The sequence below is a fragment of the Arthrobacter sp. Soil_C_49 genome (genome assembly GCF_057656635.1).
Window position 1 is genome coordinate 542,906 of sequence record NZ_JBDGJZ010000002.1, and the last position, 18,716, is coordinate 561,621.

The 18,716-nt window shown below is 58.1% G+C and carries 14 protein-coding genes; 7 read left to right on the plus strand and 7 right to left on the minus strand.

Features of this window, described 5'->3' with window-relative positions; translation table 11 throughout:
* The first annotated feature begins 121 nt into the window (after positions 1-121).
* The 6 genes from AC3A4Z_RS05865 to AC3A4Z_RS05890 all read left to right on the plus strand — a co-directional run bounded on the left by AC3A4Z_RS05865 (position 122) and on the right by AC3A4Z_RS05890 (position 7,817).
* Complete coding sequence (locus AC3A4Z_RS05865; RefSeq protein WP_498710691.1) at positions 122-706, plus strand: acyltransferase; 585 nt, start codon at positions 122-124, stop codon at positions 704-706.
* Positions 707-830: 124 nt separating this feature from the next.
* A complete protein-coding gene (gene glf / locus AC3A4Z_RS05870; RefSeq protein ID WP_498710692.1) occupies positions 831-2,018 on the plus strand; it encodes a UDP-galactopyranose mutase in 1,188 nt (395 codons plus the stop codon).
* Complete coding sequence (locus AC3A4Z_RS05875; RefSeq protein WP_498710693.1) at positions 2,015-4,036, plus strand: glycosyltransferase; 2,022 nt, start codon at positions 2,015-2,017, stop codon at positions 4,034-4,036. The genes glf and AC3A4Z_RS05875 overlap by 4 nt, the downstream gene beginning before the upstream one ends.
* On the plus strand, positions 4,033-4,914 hold the full coding sequence (locus AC3A4Z_RS05880; RefSeq protein WP_493970025.1) for an ABC transporter permease: 882 nt from the start codon (positions 4,033-4,035) through the stop codon (positions 4,912-4,914). The genes AC3A4Z_RS05875 and AC3A4Z_RS05880 overlap by 4 nt, the downstream gene beginning before the upstream one ends.
* Positions 4,915-5,640, plus strand: coding sequence for an ATP-binding cassette domain-containing protein (locus tag AC3A4Z_RS05885; RefSeq protein WP_493970026.1), 726 nt, complete (start codon positions 4,915-4,917; stop codon positions 5,638-5,640).
* A gap of 53 nt (positions 5,641-5,693) precedes the next feature.
* On the plus strand, positions 5,694-7,817 hold the full coding sequence (locus AC3A4Z_RS05890) for an acyltransferase family protein (protein ID WP_498710694.1): 2,124 nt from the start codon (positions 5,694-5,696) through the stop codon (positions 7,815-7,817).
* A 126-nt stretch (positions 7,818-7,943) separates the two neighbouring features.
* Here AC3A4Z_RS05890 and AC3A4Z_RS05895 read toward each other — a convergent pair whose 3' ends face one another.
* Both AC3A4Z_RS05895 and rfbA read right to left on the minus strand, forming a co-directional pair.
* Positions 7,944-9,941, minus strand: a complete 1,998-nt coding sequence (locus tag AC3A4Z_RS05895) for a DUF6541 family protein (RefSeq protein ID WP_498710696.1) — start codon at positions 9,939-9,941, stop codon at positions 7,944-7,946.
* Between the two features lie 53 nt (positions 9,942-9,994).
* Complete coding sequence (gene rfbA / locus AC3A4Z_RS05900) at positions 9,995-10,858, minus strand: glucose-1-phosphate thymidylyltransferase RfbA (protein ID WP_498710697.1); 864 nt, start codon at positions 10,856-10,858, stop codon at positions 9,995-9,997.
* 131 nt (positions 10,859-10,989) lie between these two features.
* Between rfbA and AC3A4Z_RS05905 the strand changes: the two genes are divergently transcribed.
* Positions 10,990-13,167: an acyltransferase family protein gene (locus AC3A4Z_RS05905; RefSeq protein WP_498710699.1), complete on the plus strand. Its 2,178-nt coding sequence runs from the start codon at positions 10,990-10,992 to the stop codon at positions 13,165-13,167.
* A gap of 49 nt (positions 13,168-13,216) precedes the next feature.
* Here AC3A4Z_RS05905 and AC3A4Z_RS05910 read toward each other — a convergent pair whose 3' ends face one another.
* The 5 genes from AC3A4Z_RS05910 to AC3A4Z_RS05930 form a co-directional block, all read right to left on the minus strand.
* The gene (locus AC3A4Z_RS05910) at positions 13,217-14,821 is read right to left on the minus strand and encodes a hypothetical protein (protein WP_498710701.1); all 1,605 of its coding nucleotides are present in this window, start codon (positions 14,819-14,821) and stop codon (positions 13,217-13,219) included.
* A 530-nt stretch (positions 14,822-15,351) separates the two neighbouring features.
* On the minus strand, positions 15,352-16,251 hold the full coding sequence (locus AC3A4Z_RS05915; protein ID WP_498710703.1) for a glycosyltransferase: 900 nt from the start codon (positions 16,249-16,251) through the stop codon (positions 15,352-15,354).
* Between the two features lie 11 nt (positions 16,252-16,262).
* Positions 16,263-17,357, minus strand: a complete 1,095-nt coding sequence (locus AC3A4Z_RS05920; protein ID WP_498710705.1) for an NAD-dependent epimerase/dehydratase family protein — start codon at positions 17,355-17,357, stop codon at positions 16,263-16,265.
* A 24-nt stretch (positions 17,358-17,381) separates the two neighbouring features.
* On the minus strand, positions 17,382-18,269 hold the full coding sequence (locus AC3A4Z_RS05925) for a glycosyltransferase (RefSeq protein ID WP_498710706.1): 888 nt from the start codon (positions 18,267-18,269) through the stop codon (positions 17,382-17,384).
* Between the two features lie 3 nt (positions 18,270-18,272).
* A complete protein-coding gene (locus AC3A4Z_RS05930; RefSeq protein ID WP_493970034.1) occupies positions 18,273-18,713 on the minus strand; it encodes a DUF2304 family protein in 441 nt (146 codons plus the stop codon).
* Positions 18,714-18,716 lie beyond the last annotated feature (3 nt).

Genomic DNA, 18,716 nt, shown 5'->3' on the forward strand with positions numbered 1-18,716 from the left:
GCCAGCAGAAGGGCATGGGCGTCCTGCCGAGTTTCTGTATGTGGACAAACTCCGTCCGCGCTCGGTTAGGATCGCTACAAACTTCGATCGCACACGCGGTCCAGGCCCTGAAGGAGCCCCTGTGAGCACACTTGCAGCCAGCGCTGATGTTTCTGAGGAAGCCGTCATCGGGGCGGGGACAAAAGTGTGGCATTTGGCACAGGTCCGGGAGTCCGCGCAGGTGGGGGAGAACTGTGTGATCGGCCGCGGGGCTTATATAGGTCCGGGCGTCTTACTGGGCGACAACTGCAAGGTCCAGAACTATGCGCTGGTGTATGAGCCGGCGGTTCTGGAGGCAGGTGTTTTTATTGGCCCTGCGGTGGTGCTGACCAACGATGTCTTCCCCCGTGCAGTGACTCCCGACGGCGTGCTGAAAACTGAGGATGACTGGGACAAGGTCGGTGTCACCATCCGCCAGGGCGCTGCTATCGGGGCCCGGGCCGTGTGCATTGCGCCGCTGACTATCGGGGCGTGGGCAACGGTCGCCGCGGGTGCCGTTGTCACCAAGGATGTGCCGGATTTCGCCCTCGTGGCGGGCGTACCCGCCCGTCGTGTTGGCTGGGTGGGGAAGGCGGGCTACCCGCTGCAGCAGGAGGGCAGCGAATGGGTGTGCCCCCAGACCGGGGTCCGATACCTCGAGCGGGATGGCTTCCTGGCGGAGGCGTAGCGTCGCCACTTTTTTGGCGGTTGCCCCGGCGCCCTGATTCGACGTGCGCTGTGGTGCCTCGGGTAGGCTAGAGCAGCAGACAATGCGCACCATTGCGCTGCCCGCATTCAAACCAGGAGATTTTGTGACCGCTGACCTTGTCATCGTAGGGTCCGGCTTTTTTGGCCTGACAATCGCAGAACAGGCCGCTACTGAGCTCGGCTTGAAGGTGGTTGTCCTCGACCGCCGCCACCACATCGGCGGCAATGCCTACAGCGAAAAGGAAGAGCAGACCGGTATTGAGATCCACCGGTACGGCGCCCACCTTTTCCACACATCCAACGAACGGGTGTGGGAGTACGTCAACAGGTTCACCACCTTCACCAACTACGTGCACAAGGTCTACGGCGTGCATAAGGGCGAGGTTTACTCCCTGCCGATCAACCTGGCAACGATCAACCAGTTCTTCCGCGCCAACCTCACTCCGGGCCAGGCAAGGGACCTGATCCAGGAGCAGGCGGGCGAGCTTGCCGGAACTGATCCCCAGAACCTTAACGACAAGGGCATCCAGCTGATCGGCCGCCCCCTGTACGAGGCCTTCATCAAGCACTACACAGGCAAGCAGTGGCAGACGGACCCCAAGGACCTGCCCGCCGGCATCATCTCGCGGCTTCCGGTGCGCTACAACTACGACAACCGGTACTTCAATGACAAGTACGAGGGTTTGCCCACCAACGGCTACACGGCCTGGATCGAAAAGATGGCCGAGCACCCCAACATCGAGGTGCGGCTGAACACCGACTTCTTCGACGAGTCGCATGAATACAGCAAGAACAAGGTTGTCGGGAACATCCCCGTGGTCTATACAGGTCCCGTGGACCGTTACTTCGATTACGCCGAAGGGGACCTCTCCTGGCGCACCATCGACTTTGAGGAAGAAATTCTTGACGTTGGTGACTTCCAGGGCACGTCTGTAGTGAACTACAACGACGACGACGTTCCCTACACCCGTGTGATCGAACCGCGCCATTTCCACCCTGAGCGTGACTACCAGACCGAGAAAACGGTCATCATGCGCGAATTCTCGCGTTTCGCGGAGAAGGGCGACGAGCCCTATTATCCCGTCAACACCTCCGCGGACCGGGAACGCCTGCTCAAGTACCGCGACCTCGCCGCCGCAGAGAAAGATGTACTGTTCGGCGGCCGCCTGGGCACCTACAAGTACCTGGACATGCACATGGCTATCGGCGCCGCGCTGAGCATGTTCGACAACAAGATCCGGCCGCATTATGAAAGCGGCGTACAGCTGGAAAGTGGAGGCGTGGACGCATGAGCGTGACAACTGCAAGCCAGAAGAAGGCCACCGCCGAGGCAATCCAAAAACAGGCGGGTGAGTGGGAAACGCTCCAGCGGGTAATCCTGCCCAGTGTCAGCCAGATGGACACGGTGCCGCTGTACATGGATATGGGGACGGCCACCGGTATTCAACTGCCGACTATGGGTGACCAGGACACAAAGACGTCCAAGCCCCGGACTATCAGCAGCCCCACAAAAGAAGCGCACGTGGAGGACTTCCTTTCACGGCATTCGACCTCTGTCCGGTCGGGCGAACGCGTCTCCTTCGGCAGCTACTTCAACGCCTTTCCTGCCAGCTACTGGCGCCGTTGGACTACCGTGGACAAGATCCGGCTGCATGTCCGAACGCAGGGCACCGGCTCGGTTATCGTCTACAAATCAAACGCCCGCGGGTCGCTGCAGCGCGTCGACACGCGCCGCGTAGAAGGCATTGCAGAAAACTTCTTCGAGCTCTCGCTTGCCCCGTTCGGTGACGGCGGCTGGTACTGGTTCGACCTTGTGGCCGGATCAGAACCGCTGGTCATGCTTGACGCCGAATGGCAGGGGCCGGCTGTTCGAAGCACGCCAGGGACGGTGACCCTCCAGATCACCACCCTCAACAAGACGGATTTTTGCCTGAACAACCTCCGGCTGCTTGCCGAGAGCGAGGAAGCCCTCGCGCACGTGCAGGAAATCCTCATTGTGGACCAGGGCACGCAAAAGCTCTCGGAGGCGGACGGTTTTGATGAGGTCAAGAACTCTCTGAACGGTAAGCTGCGCATTATCAACCAGTCCAACCTGGGCGGTTCCGGTGGATTTGCGAGGGGGATGTTCGAAGCCGTCGAAAACGACAGTGACTATGTACTGCTCATGGATGACGACATCGTCGTCGAGCCCGAGAGCATCATTAGGCTGCTGACCTTCGCAGACCGCTGCAAGACCCCCACCCTGGTGGGCGGACATATGTTCGATTTGTACAACCGGACTGTCCTGCACACGTTTGGAGAGGTGGTTAACCCGTACCGCTTCCAGCCGTCCCTGCCCAGCGAAGACATGATTCTGGGTCATGACTTCATGTCCTCCAACCTGCGGCAGACGCCGTGGCTTCACCGGCGCTGTGATGTGGACTACAACGGTTGGTGGATGTGCCTCATTCCCACCAAGGTGATCCGCGAAATTGGGCTTTCCCTGCCTCTGTTTATCAAGTGGGACGACGCCGAATATGGCCTGCGGGCCAAAGCCCATGGCTTCCCGACGGTTTCGCTGCCCGGCTCTGCCGTATGGCACGTGTCCTGGATCGACAAAGACGACCTGGTCGGGTGGCAGGCTTACTTCCACTCCCGCAACCGCGTGATTGCCGCACTGCTGCACAGTCCGTATGAGTTCGGTGGCGAAGTAGTGAAGGTTTCGCAGTACGGGGACGTGAAGCACATGGTGTCCATGCAGTATGCCACGGCACAGGGCAGGCAGTGGGCTTTGGAAGACGTACTGAAGGGCCCGGAAGCGTTGCCTGACCTGCTGTCATCAAAGCTGCCCGAAATCCGCGAAATGATGGCCGCCCATTCGGATGCAGTTTTCCGCCCGGATCCTGAGGACTTCCCGGCCCCGAAGATGGACAAGCCCCCGCGTCGCGGCCACGGGCCTTCCCAGCCGACGCGAATCACCCTTCTGCCTTGGGCAGCCAAGACTGTCGTCCGTCAGTTGCTGAGCCCGGTAAAGGGAACCAGCGCCGAGCGCCCGCAGACCACAGTGGCCCACCAGGACAACCGGTGGTGGCGCATGGCCCAGTATGACAGCGCTGTTGTTTCCAACGCTGAAGGTACCGGGGCCTCCTGGTACCGGCGTGATCCGAAGCAGCTGCGGAAAATGCTGGTGGAAAGCGCACGCCTTCACTCCGCCCTGCTCAAGGAATGGCCGGCCCTCAGTAAGAAATACAAGACTGCCATGAACGACCTGACCTCCATCGAGTCGTGGAGGAAGACGTTCGAGAAACATACGCAGAACGAGATCAAGTGAGCACGACTTCAACCAGTGATCTGACCACACCAGGGCTGGGCCGTGGTCTGGGGGACATCCGGCAGTCGAACTTTTTGCTGAAGCTGTTAGTCCGGAAGGAACTCAAAGTACGTTACCGGGGTTCTGTCCTCGGCCTCCTCTGGTCTTACGTCAAGCCGGGCGTTCAGTTCATAGTCTTCTATGTGGCCTTGGGAGTTTTCCTGGGACTGGAGCGGAGCGCCCGGAATCCAGATGGGTTGGCAAACTACGCCGTGTACCTGTTTTCGGGAATTGTGCTGATTAATTTCTTCTCGGAAGCATTGGGAAATGCGGCCAGGTCCATCGTTATGAACGGGAACCTGATCAAGAAGATTTACCTTCCCCGCGAGCTGTTTCCGATTGCTTCTGTTTGGGTTTCGGCTGTTCACTTCTTCCCCCAGCTGGTGGTCCTCGTCGTTGGGTGTGTCTTTGCAGGTTGGCATCCGAGTTTTCTTCAGTTGCTCGCAGCGGTGGCCGGCTTTGTTATCGTGGGCCTGCTCGCAACAGGTCTCGGGCTCCTCTTCGGGGCCGCGAACGTCTACTTCCGCGACTCCGAGAACCTCGTTGACATGCTGCTGATGGTGGCAACGTGGGCCTCGCCCGTCATGTATGCATGGTCCATGGTGGAGGAAAAGCTCGGCAGTACGGCGTTTGCCATATACCAGGCAAACCCGATCACTATCGGTGTGGAGTTGTTCCATTACGCGTTCTGGTTCCCCACCACGGACGGCTCTGTCTCCATGCCCCCGAATCTTTTTAGTTTATGGTTGCCCGTCGGGCTTGTGGTTGCGGTGGTAATCATCATTTTGGGTCAATTTACCTTTCGGCGCCTCGAGGGCCGTTTTGCTCAGGAGCTGTAAGTGGTCACGGCAATAGAAGTTTCGGATATCAGCAAACAGTTCGTGCTGCGCCATACCAGGTCCCTCAAGGAGGCCGTCGTGTGGCTGGCCAAGGGGCGCAAAGGCGATCTGTCTGAGAAGTTCCACGCGCTGAAGAATGTGTCACTGGATATCAAGACCGGTGAGACGGTTGCACTCCTGGGCTTCAATGGCTCCGGCAAGTCCACCCTGCTCAAGCACATCTCAGGCGTGATGCTGCCCGACACCGGAACCGTAAAGACGAGGGGACGGGTTGCGGGTCTCATTGAGGTGGGTGCAGGTTTCCACCCGGATCTTTCCGGCCGGGATAACGTGTACCTGAATGGTGCCATCCTGGGGATGACCGAGCAACAGGTCAAAGACCGGTTCGACGACATTGTTGAGTTCTCGGAAATCGGGCAGTTCATCGACACCGAGGTCAAGTTCTATTCATCAGGGATGTACTTGCGGCTGGCATTCTCTGTCGCCGTGCACACGGATCCGGAAGTCTTCCTCATCGACGAAATCCTTGCCGTCGGTGATGAACCTTTCCAACGAAAGTGCATCGACAAGATTCAGGAACTCGCCCGCGACGGCAAGACTTTGGTAGTCGTCAGTCACGACCTGGACCTCGTGTCCCGGATATGTGAGCGCGGCATCCTCCTTGAACACGGCAACGTCAAGTTTGACGGTTCGATACACGACGCCGTAGCAATCCTTCGGTCCTGAGGCTTCCGTTCCTGGCAATCCTGCGTCTGCACATTTGAAAGAGAGCTGCGCTCATGCCGCCCACGTCCCAGGTTCTTGCCGGGCGACACGTACGGATCAGGCCACCCAAAGGGGAACGCATTCCCCAACGGCGCGATATCCAAGGCCTTAGGACCGTCGCTGTAGGCCTGGTTATCGTTTATCACATTTGGCCCTCGGTACTTCCGGGTGGCTTCGTCGGGGTCGACGTCTTCTTTGTCATTTCCGGATTCCTCATTATCGGTTCCCTGGTCCGGGAGATCGCAGGTAAGGAAACGCTGAACCTTCTTGCATTTTACGAAAGAAGGATTTGGCGATTACTGCCTGCGGCCACGCTCGTGCTGATTTCCATCGTCCTGGCTACGGTAGTCCTGCTGCCGCAGAGCAGGTGGCAATCCATCAGCATGGATGTGATCATGTCGGGGCTGCAGATCCAGAACTGGAATCAGGCATTCAGCGCCAACAGCTACGCGCAGGCAACGGCTCTGGTCTCCCCAGTGCAGCACTACTGGTCGCTGGCTGTTGAGGAGCAGTTCTATATCCTCATACCGCTGTTGCTTCTCGGGGGAGCGGCGCTGGCTCGAAACGCGCGTCTCAACGCAACTGCCGTCTCCGTTTGGGTTGTTGCTTTGATCACTGCGGCGTCCTTTGGCCACAGCGTCCTGTTTTCCTCTTCCCATCACGAAATTGCTTATTTCGCTACCACCACCCGGATCTGGGAGCTCGGAGTCGGTGGGTTGGCCGCGCTGCTGCTGCCTGGCCGTGGCCCGCTGCAACGTAAATTTTGGGCTGTCGCAGGTTGGCTTGGACTGGCGGGTGTGGCTTACTCGGCCTTCAGTTTCTCGACCTCGTTGGCCTTTCCCGGCTACGCGGCGTTACTCCCCGTGATGTCGACGCTGCTGATCCTGGCCTCGGGTTCACGAACGGGAGACGTCCCGGGTGCGTTCTCAGTGACGTCGTTCCTTAGTTTGCGCCCCATAACGTTCGTGGGCGATATTTCCTACTCCTTATATTTGTGGCACTGGCCGGTTGTGGTGTTTTACGTTTTCTTCCTTGGACGTGAACCGGGCATCGTGCATGGAATTGTCATAGCGGGTATAAGCGTGGCACTTGCCGTCCCTTCCTACTATCTTGTCGAGCAACGATTCAGGCATGGGTACAAGCACCTTCCGCCAGGATTGGCCCGGTTCAAGACAACCAGCCGCGTTCCCGTTGGTTCGTTTCTGGCCGCTTTAGGCGTAGTGATTGCAACTACGGGTTCCGCCTTGGCTCCCTGGGGCATTGTCGAAGCCAAATCCCAGGAACTCCAAAGTCTGCTGAATATCCGCGAATATCCCGGGGCTTTGGCCTTTGATCCCGGCCGTGCAGTGCCTGTTCCTGCTGGTTTGCCCATCCAACCGGACCCTTCAGTAGCGTTGAAAGACGTGCCGCTGACAGGCGCAGGTCAGTGCGGTGTCTATGATCCGGCCAGCATGGGCGTTGACCAGTGCGTGTATGGCGCCGAAAACCCGACCAAAAGCATGGTTGTAGTCGGGGATTCCCATGCAGCCCAATTTGTCGATCCGCTGGTGCTTGCAGGAGCGCCTGCCGGATGGGAAGTGCGGGCGATGGTCCGGAACGGGTGTCCCTTTACGTCCACGCCGCCTGCGGACGCAACGACCGTGTACCACAATTGCTCCAACCAGAATCAGGTCTCGCTGCAGAGGATTCTGGCTCTGCGGCCAGATTTGGTTGTGGTATCCGGGATGGTGCCTGAGGGCTACGAGCATGCCTTGCACTGGCGCTGGGATTCTCCGGAGTCATTGGTGAACGGCTACGTCGATCTGCTCAGGCCCCTGCGGGCTGCCGGACTTCGTGTGGCGGTTGTTCTCGACAATCCCTATCCGCGGTTCTCCGCCCCGGACTGTGTCCAGCTAAAGGGCCCGGACTCCGCGCAATGCCAGGTGAGCCGGCCCCGCGAGGACACGAGCGACGATCCTTTAAGGCGGGCAGCGGGCCAAATCGATGGGGTGGAGGTCCTGGATTTGAGTGAATACGTCTGCCGGGGGAAGACCTGCCCTGCGGTGATAGGCAATGTCCTGGTGTATCGCGACAACCACCTGACCAATACTTTCGCCAAATCTTTGGCTCCCGTCCTGGCAAGAAGACTGGATCTCTAGGCAGGACCCTCCATAGGGAAGCGCAAACAATCAGCGTCCACACTCCTGAGCAGCATCTATCCACGCGTCAAGAGAAATGAAGCCGCGAGGGATTTGTGCCTGCATTACACGTGTGCGAGCCTGGCCCTACTGGCAGGCTGTAACTTGGAATAGCTTCGCATCACCCTGACGGGCCAAGAGACTAAAGCCTGGTGTGTTATCCGGAATCTGGAGTCCGGCGAACCCGTGATTGCCGCCGTGGACCTCTCGAGTGCCAAAGTCCAGTACGTAGCGCACGTTGTCCTCCCGGGCAGCGTCGCAGACTGCTGGATCTTCGCTTGCATCCCTGAGCTTGTCGTTCAGGAGTTCAACCTCTTTCGTGTACGTCGTCAGCGTATGCTTCGAAGTTGTATTGCGGTCCGCCAGTGCGAAGGCCATGGCTCCGCCGGTCCAGGGGTTAACAGCAATGGTCGCATCGGGCGGTACGATCCTGTCCAGCTCCTCGATCAGGGCCATCTCGTCGGAACTGACCAGTGGAGAATCAGGGGTCGTTGAATAGTTGGCCCTCGCTGAAGCTATGGAGGCGCGCAGCGGCAGCGTCTGGGCTACAAGGAGAACACCAAGTAAGGCCAACGGGACAACGACCGGAACCATGACCCGGGACGTTGTAAGCCGTTCTGGGAGGAAGGTCAGAGAGGCGCTGCGTTCCTGCCATAGATGCTGCAGCTTTCCTGCTAGCCAGCCTGCGCCCGCGGCGGCTAACGGCACCGCTGCAACGGGAAGTAGTGCCGCCAGGCGGTAACTGTCGTTGTACCAGACCCCTGTGAGTGTGTCGCGCATCGAACCGACAGGTCCTGCGGAGACCACAACAAAAAGCGCAGCGACTACTCCAAAGGAGCCAAGCAGCCAGATGCGCCGATGGCGACGAAGCAGAACCACAACTCCTGCAATCAGCAGGATACTGACTGCAAATGCCGGAGGCCGCTGCATCGCAGAGTTGGTGATGATTTCACCAATTGCCTGGCCAGGCGTCTGGAACGGAAGCCACGTCGCTGCGGCCGCGGGCGGCCTGATGTAGTTCCACATCACTGCTATGACACCAAGGATGGCTAGTAAACCGACTCCCATGAAGACTGTCCGCCCATGGCCGTGTCCGTTACGGTACCTCAACAAGAGGAAACGGATGAAGGAGACCAGGAGAATGGGGATTGAAAGGGCCAAAAGGGACATCAGCCCGTTGGGGTGGGCAATGGCTGTGCCGATGGCCGCTGCCGGGGCGAGCACGTAGCGTGCCAGACCGGGCTCTCCAGTCCTGTCGCTGATGCCGAAGAATATGGCGACGCAGGCGAGAGCTGCGGGCAGCATGCTGATTGCAAGGAAATTCGGATACAGCACACCAAAATCGAGAAGGAGCAATGGAAACGAGCCGAAACCGGCCGCGAGCACTCCCGCCGCGCTGATCGCGTAAGCATTGGGGCCAACGGCCGTCCTCGTCAGGAACATGCAGCCAGCAGTCCAAACAGTCGCGGCGACGCAGAGGTTGAGCACGTTGACGGCAACACTGATGGGTGAGCCCGTCAGCTGAACAAGCAGCGAGGCCAATCCGTGCCAAGCGGCCGGATAAAAATATGGCGGGTTATCTCCCGTGGTCATGCCTGAAAGCGTCAGCGACGAAGCATTACCCGTATCGAGAATGTAGCGGATCGCGTTCAGATGGAATACGTTGTCAAAGGTTTGGGAGATATTATCCGGGCGGTCGAACGCCTTATATAGCTGGAACGCTATGGCTGCTGAACCGGCGAGAAAACCTATGGTAACGACGATGTTGGCCCTGGAGGGCTTTCGGAACTGCCACGGCAGTGCCGGCGCTACCGCCTGAACCCCATTGCGCTGCAGCAGGAGACGCGCGCCCAAGAAAGCCAAGGACACAATCAGCGTCACTACGCTGACCGGGAGCAAACTCCAGGCTACTCCTAAGAACGGGGCCAGGATGGCCGTGACGGCAACCAGGGTAATGGACAGAAGCGGGGCAACTGCCAGATACCAGGGCCGCCGAACTCCCAGCGCAGCAACCACAAGCGCTCCCGGGATGAATAACAATCCAAGGCATGCAAAAATCGCAGGCGCGGTTGAAAACCAACTCATTGTGAGGCTCCACTCGAAGAATACGACGGCGATTGAGCCGTCGGCTGAGGAATTTAGTTCTCCAAGAGGCCCAAAAGGTAGCTGCCGTAACCGCTCTTGACCAGCGGCTCGGCGCGGTCGCGGAGCTCTTCGTCCGTCAGGAACCCTTGACGCCAGGCAATTTCCTCTGGTGCCCCAATCTTCAGTCCCTGCCGGTTTTCCACCGTCCGGATAAAGTTGGACGCGTCACTCAAGTCATTGAAAGTACCGGTGTCCAGCCAGGCTGTACCCCGGGGCAGGATCTCCACCTGCAGATCTCCGCGTTCCAGGTAGGCCCTGTTGACATCTGTAATTTCAAGTTCACCTCGAGGCGACGGCTTGAGGTTGCGGGCTATTTCAACAACGTCATTGTCGTAGAAATACAGCCCCGGTACCGCATAGTGGCTTTTCGGTTTCTCGGGCTTTTCCTCAAGGGAGAGTGCCTTGCCTTCATCGTCGAACTCCACAACGCCATAAGCTTTCGGGTCGTTGACCCAATAGCCGAAGACTGCCCCGCCCTTGATGTCAGCGTGCCGCCGCAGCTGCGTGCCCATACCCTGGCCATAAAAAATGTTATCGCCCAGTACAAGCGCAACAGTTTCATCGCCAATATGGTCAGTACCGAGGATGAACGCTTGGGCAAGTCCGTCGGGAGACGGCTGCTGCACGTACGTCAGGTTGATTCCGAACTGGGAACCATCGCCCAACAGTCGCTGGAACTGGTCAGCGTCGTGAGGTGTAGTGATGATCAGGATGTCGCGAATGCCAGCGAGAATCAGCGTGGAAAGGGGGTAGTAGATCATCGGCTTGTCGTAAACAGGGACGAGCTGCTTGCTGATACCAAGGGTAATCGGGTGCAGCCGGGACCCAGTTCCGCCGGCAAGAATAATTCCACGCATGAATACCAATCATGGCGCAACCGCGACTCAGCACCAAACCGGTAAGCACCTGGAGCACCCGGGGTGCTCAGCTGCGCGGCAGGCCTTGGTAGGCTGGAGCGACCCCTAGACTAAGAATGAGCGGATTTACTATGCCTTCAGTACTGGCCAGTGAGACGCGGCCGGGAGCAATCAGCCCTGTGTCTGTGCACCAACGTCGGCTGGACATTGAGGGCCTGCGGGCTGTCGCTGTGGTGATTGTTGTTCTAGATCACTTGGTTCACTGGCCGCTGGGCGGTTTTGTTGGCGTTGATATTTTTTTCGTCATCTCTGGCTATCTTATTTCCGGGATTCTGCTCCGGGAAGCGACTGCAACAGGAAAGATATCATTCCGGCAGTTCTATATCCGGCGTATAAAGCGGATTCTTCCAGCCGCGGTCGTCGTGCTCTCTGTAACGATAACTATCGCCTATGTGCTTTTCTACGGCGGGCGTGCCGCCTCCATCGCGGGAGACGGGATTTGGGCTCTCTTGTTCTCTGCGAACTGGCGCTTCGCCATTCTTGGCACAGATTACATGAACTCAGGATCATCCGTATCTCCACTCCAGCACTATTGGTCGCTCGGGGTTGAGGAGCAGTTCTATATCTTCTGGCCATGGATAATACTGGGGGCGTTGTTCCTTGCGCGGAGGTTGAAAGCCAACCGCCGTGGAACTGCAACCATCCTGGTTTGCACCATGGCTGCCTTTACGGTGGTTTCTTTTGCCATTGCTCTATGGGAAACCCAGACGCACCATACCGTTGCTTATTTTTCTACATTCTCCAGAGGATGGGAGCTCAGCGCAGGGGCAATTCTCGCCGTGCTGACTGCAAAGTTTAGTGGGTTCAGTGGAACGCTTAGGGCGGCGCTGCTGTGGCTCGGTCTGGCTGTCCTTGCTTGTTCCGCTCTATTCATCACGCCCGAAATGCCATTCCCGGGGCCGAATGCCTTGTACCCAGTCCTGGGTGCATGTCTCGTTATATTGGCCGGCACGGGCAAGCAGTCCGGCCGATACGACAAGGCAGCTTGGGTCCTCACAAACCCGTTGAGTAGGTACGTCGGTAAGATTTCCTACTCGCTCTACCTTTGGCACTTCCCAGTCATAATATTCGTCGGTGTGCTCTTGCCTCTCGGCTCGAAGCGGTATTACGTCGCGGCTGTCTGCCTGATGATTTTGCTGTCAGTTTGCTCGTTCAAGTTGGTAGAGGATCCAATGCGCCGCGGCAGCTTTATTTCTAAAACGTTTACTGTTCGAGCCGGCGCGACAAGGCCACAACCCGGTTTTTTCGCTGTTGCAGTCTTCGCCGCGCTCTTGGTTGCTGCGCCCCTGACCGCTTCTGCAACGCTCGGAAATGTGCGGTCTGTCGAAGCAGGAGCCACCGGCCCAGGTGTGGAAGGCCCGGAATCCATAACTGCGAAAACCGTCGAAGGGCGCCAAGAACAGCTTCTTTCTGCAGTCAATGCAGCGGAGTGGCCTAGTCTTACTCCCGACCCGACCAGAATGGGTCCGGATGGTGCCTTGGCCAAGCCTGTGGAGTGGACGAAAGACGGTTGTTTGGGTGGTGAGTTGTCACCGCTGGCGCACGACAAGGATGTCACGGTCAATGCGCAAAGATGCGTGTACGGGGATGAAGCGGCCGACAAATCGGTAATAGTCTTCGGCGATTCCACCACAATGAGCTTTGTGCCTGGCATCCGCAAGGCGTTGGCGGACCAGGACGTCAAGATTTTCGTCTACACCGTAGCCGCCTGCTCACCGACGCAAGTTCCTGACGGACAAGATGCTTCCGCCGAGGAATGTATCCGGTTCAAGCAGTGGGTAAAAGAAAAAATCCTGACCGAGCGCCCCGACGTCGTCGTATCATCAATGCTTAGGAATGACGGGCATTTGAAGAGTGGGGCAACAGGTCCGGAGGCTGACGCGGAGTGGCAACGCAACATCTCCGCGATGGGTGGATTGGTTGTTGGGAATGGAGCAAGATACGTATTGCTTGAGGCTCCCGCTCCAGCCGGCGCAGATCCCAGTCTCTGCATATCGCGCTTTAGCAAGCCTGCCGATTGCATCACGGAGCGGGCTGCGAGGTTTGACAACAACAGTGAAGTAGAACGCCGTGCAGTTGCCGCCCTCGGTGACGGGGCCGTTTATATACCCACAAAAAATTGGTTCTGTGTCGACGGCAAGTGCCCGCCCTTCATTGGGAACACCGCCCTTTACTCGGACATCAATCATATAAGTGCCCGCGCCTCAGAGGAGTTGGCTCCCCTCATGGCAGGTGCGCTCTCGCCCTAACGGGGCGATAGGTAAAAGGCTGAAGCCATAGGATCAGGTAGTTCGGCCGTTACAGCAGTTTGAGTAACCGTGCTCCCAAACCGAGTGTTTCTAAATGAGTGCTGGCGTCTTCGTACAGTTCTGGATCAACTATGACTGACGTGCCAGGATTTGCCTGTAGCAACGTGGCTATGTGCTCAGGAGCATTCTCGTAGTCTGTCATTATGTCTTCGATAAACGGGCTCAACATCGTGGTCTTTGACGTAGACTTTCCTAGCATGCCCCACTGCCAGCGGGCTGCCAGCAGGGTATCAATCGTATTTGGCGCGACAATATAGACGGACTCATCCGGCTGTTTTTGATGTGCACTGCTCAGGAGGCGTGTCACAAAATCCGGAGTCGTCTTCAGCTGTGCAGATTGGTTCTCCATTTCGATTATCCCTCGGGCAGTTGCAGGCAGCCCCAGCTCGTCAAGGCCAGTAACGGAGAAGCCAAAGATTTGCGTCACCGCCGCGGCAAACACGCATAGGGCTATCGCAAGTTTCTTCTCCGCCCGAACGAGTATGGAAAGACGCTCTGGCACGAGGGAGGACACTGCTACAACTGCAATGGGCCACGTAAACAACAGCAGGGCAATCAAGTATTTATAAAAGTAGTACGAAATGACGCCGTTGGTCACGCTTTGTGAGATGGCGAGCCAAAGACAAAGCCCGATCGGAATCGAAAGTCCCAGACATGCACTTGCTGCTGACTGCTGTCCACTTCTCTGGAGCGGGTTTGCGGCACGAGCAACGGAATTTGCAACTCCCAAGGTGGAGACCAAAGCGATGATTGTCAGGGCAAGCCCAAAATCCGGAAGTGCGATTCCGCCGGGGAGGCCCAGTATGTCCCGGGTCTGTTCCACTAGGGGCGAGAGCTGGACGAGCGGAAGAATGACGCCAACCCCGGTTAGCGCCCCTGAAATGGACACCAAGGTCCACCAAACTCTGCCGTACAGTTCGCGTTGGGTGAGAATCGGCCAGAACCTGACAAAAAAGAGGAACGCAACAAACGTCAGCAGCAGGACCCAATTGTTTGCTATCCCGATCAGTCCCGCTCCTACCGCCGCAACTGCCAGCACAGGAAGCCGGCGGTTGAAGATCAGGAGCGTTAAGGCCGTCGCAGTGGCGAGGCCGCAGGCGAGGTAGAAATTGGCGAATCCTTCATAGACGGGTATGGAACCCGGTCCGTAAACCCAGGCGGCTGCTGCAGCGGAAATAAACGGAACCATCAAGAGGGGCCGCCGACGGACCAAAGGTAACGCGCACAACCCTGCAACTACCAGCACAACGGTCAGCACGCTAATAATTGCCTGCAGATTCAGATAAGAAATCAGCTCGGCTTCAAGAATCGTGTCTACCGGTCGGATGATGTCCGCGAAGGAGGCCAGTAACGCGTGAAACGCTTGCGGATATTCTTCGAAGCCCCACGTCACTCCCGGCGCAGGGTGCGGGATCGATGGTACGACTTCTCCATGTGTGCGGATCATGTAGAAGATACTGAAATGTGATTGGTAGTCCCACCGGCTTGTCATCAGGGACAAAGCATCGGAAGCTGACCGGACGGACAGCATAACTGATAAAGATTGCGCGCCCAGACCCCCTGCCAGCAGCGGAATCACATCGATCCACCGCATTCGTGGCAGGAGGCGACATAGCCTGGGCACAACGGCCCGGGGAGAGAAAACCCACCAAGCGAGGAGACCGGCAGCAGCCGCCATCAAGGCCGTGCCATGGTCAACGTACAGAAAGCGCTCGGGGACCCACCAAGTCATAGGTGCGAAACCAAGTGTCAGAAGCCCATTCAGGAGAACCCGCAGCGAAAGATGACGGGCTGTGGGAAGAAGAAGTATGAGAGCAGCAGCGAAGCAAAGCCCAAGGTAGCCGTCGAGGAAGCTATTGACGCGCAGGATGACAACCAGGAGTGCTGCGCAGGCGAAAGCAGCTGGCCCGCGAAGGGAACGGAATGCGCTTGGTCTCAAACCTGAAGTGCTCATGCGGACACCACTGACCGGACGGCGCGTATAGGTAAAGCTTTGTTTGATCCAGTGTCCACGTACCCAGTCCCCAATGTGCGTCCAGACGCAGTCTCTTCCATATCGCCCAGGGGCAGTCTGACGTTGATTTGTAGGAACTGCGGTAATTTATGCCAAGTGCTGCAACGCATCTAGCGGGTTCGTCGTGGCCCGGCCTGGCCGGCAACACCGGCGACGATCCCGGCTGCGGCCGCGGACAGGCGTTCCAGGCGGCCGGGCGCCAGTAGCGTCACGATTGCCAGGTGCCGGTAATCAGCCAGAAATCCTTTCAGGGCCCACGCAGAGTGCCCACGCCAGTACTTGCGGGCGAGCAGGATACGGTTTCTGAACAAATAGTAGTACCGCCATGTCGCGGCGGTTCGCACTCTGACGGGGACGCCGCGGAATGAGACATCAGCACCCAACAGCCTCGCCCTGGTCATGGTTCCCAGCGTGTGGTTGAGGGCGGCATTCGGTGCAATAACCGTCTTGAACCCTGCTGATTCGCATCGCAGGAAAAACTCAGTGTCCACTCCGTCAATGAAAAGCTCGGTTTGGAATGCCCCAATCTCTTCAATCACTGACACCGGCACGAGGAGGCCCGACTGAATAGGCTCACCCCCCAAAGGCACGCCGTTCTTGTGACCGGCGCGGCGGGTGGGCAGGCCTCGGATGGAAGCCGGAGCGATCAGGCCTGCCCTTACGCCTGCCTTTTCGGCAGACTCAGCTGCTTCTTCAAGCGCCGCGACATAGCCCTCATCAAGGAGGCTGTCCTGATCCATGGTCAGGATGAACTTTGGTCGTTCCGGTAAGCCGCGTGCGAGCTCAATTCCCGCATTCAGGGCCGCCGCTATTCCGGAGTTGCGGGGGAGTCTCTCGACCGTGCAGCCAAGGTCCCGCAGGCCCTGCAGGATCTGCTGCGGGTTCTGAGGACTTCCATCATCGACAATGACGACGTGCTTCACTTGGGAAAGCAGGGCCGAGGCGTTGTCGAAAACGCGGTCATCAGGGTTAAAGACGCTGACAATCGCTGTGGTTGCGGTGGATTTCATGCCTTTGACGGTCAGGCAGGCTTGACGTCTGGCTGTGCGTCGATCCAGTTCGCCAGCCGCTCAATGCCCTGCGCCAGGTTGTATTTGGGTGACCATCCCAGTACTTTTTCAGCGGCGGTTATGTCTGCCCACGCGTGGCGGACGTCACCTTGCCTGTACTGGCCGGTGACGTGGGCTTCCGGTGCCTTGTAGTGCTGGGCGATGAGTTTGGCGGCTGTACCGATTGTCTGGAACTCGCCGGAGCCGATATCCATCGGCTCGCCTTGAACACTGGGGGAGACGGCTCCCGCGACGATGGCGGAGGCAACGTCGTCGATGAGGATGAAGTCACGGCGGACTTCGCCGTCTTCATACAGCGGAATTGATTTGCCGCCCATGGCCATACGACAGAACAGACTCATGATGCCGGTGTAAGGGTTGATGAGCGATTGGCCAGGTCCATAAACATTCTGAAGCCTAAGGATGACTGTTTCGACGCCATAGGATTTGGCCCATGCTTGAAGGACGTGCTCTTGGGCCAGCTTGGTTGCACCGTAAACGCTGACTGGTGCCGGGAAGACTTCCGATGCCTTCATGGCGACGGGGAAGGCGCCGGGAAAATCCCACTGAGCCTTGTCGAGCGTTTCGCTCGTTCGCTGGCCAGGGTAAAAGGTACGTCCTTCTGAATCGGTCCAGGCGCCTTCTCCATATACTGCACGGCTCGACGACAACACGATGCGCCGCGGCAGCTTGCCATGTCGGTTAAGGCCATCCAGGAGCTGAGATGTGCCGACGACGTTGACGTGTGTGTGTCGGGTGGACTCCTCCAGAGATTGACCCGTTCCGGTCTCCGCAGCGAGGTGGATGACGACGTCGGGCGTCACGCTTTGCAGCACGGAGTCCCACGTCTGCGCTTCAGTAACGTCCGCGACGATGAGCTCCGCCGCTGGGTTCAGCTGTGGTGGACGTTCTCCTGTTGCGTGTATTTGAGGGTGAAGGTTGTCCACGACCACCAGGCGGTCAAATTTGTTGGCCAGTTCATCGGAGATTGCGCAGCCGATGAATCCGGCGCCCCCGGTTACGAGAACAGTGCCACCAGGGCGGGCGGAAGTTGTAGTGGAAGTCACGTGGGACCTTTCGTAGCGACGGCGTTACTTGCCGAAGGTATGGCGGACCAGGGCCTTGACGGCGGCGGTATTTTTGCCGATTACAGCCTTGGGAAGCAGGGACGCCGCGTGGGCGCGGGATGTCAGCCTAAGTTGCGCTGCGCGGGCGGCCTTATCCCAGCCAAGCTCACGTGCCTGCCCGGCAGCCACGGCGAAATACTCCCGCTCGCCGGCAAACCTGGATCCATCAACGAGTTTCGTGGAGGATGCGCTGTTCGAGTGCCGGCGGTATTGGAAGCAGACGGTCGGCTCGATAAGCAGCTGATCACCGTTGTAGACCATGTCCATGATGAGGGCCAGGTCCTGGATGATAGGAAATCCGTCCCGAAACTGCACCTTCCGGATCTTGTCAGTACGGAAAGCGAGAGATGGCCAGTAGAGCCAGTCACCGTGCATCAGGTTGCTGGCGATCGCCTCGCCGGACATGAGTTGCCGTCCGCCTCCGCTTGGTTTGATGAGTTTCTGCTTAACTGAGTCCACCAGCGTGACGATTACACGGCCCTCTTCGTCAATGACCTGGACCCCGGGCTGTATCAGGGCTGCGTCCGGATAGCGGGAGTGGGCGTCGAGGATCGTGGAGACGTAGTTGGGAAGAAGGACGTCGTCACAGCCGAGAATCACGAGCATTTCTTCTGTTGCCATGGAAACGCAGGTCCGGTAATTCTCCGTTATCCCCGCGTTTTCTTCCTTGCGGACGTAACGGACACGTTCATCTTTGATGGCGGTGACGAAGTCCTGAACCTCGAGGCTGGGGTAGGCGTCATCCACCACGGTGAGGAGCCAATCATCGCAGTCCTGCGACAACACACTCGTGACCGTTTCCTTCATGTATTCCGGATCGCCCCAGTAGGGAACAAAAATATCCAACGGCATGTGTCAGTTCGAACCTTTATCTCGTACATCGGGCTTGGCGGCAAGGGGTTGAGACTCTGGAGAAGTCGCCATCGATTGTGACGGCAGGATAACGCCTTGGGCCTGCCGGTTGTGAAGGTCTTCCACCTGTACCCGCAGGATGGCCACCTCCTCGGCGAGGGTCCGTGTTTCATCCTCGACGACTGAGATTTCCCATGAAAGATGCAGGCACACGCCGAGCAACATCAGGATGCTCATCGCAAAGAGAAGGTTGGAGGGCAGTTGTACGCCGACGAATTCGGCAACAACATTGAGCATCCTTGGGAACGCTGCCAGAACAAGCGTGAGGACGCCGACGATCAGCCAAAGGGCAGCGTACTTCTCCCGGAGTTTTTTCCGTCGAAGCATTTCAACGACCAGGCCAACAATCGCCAAGGCAAGCAGGAAGGCTGCGATATTACCCATGCT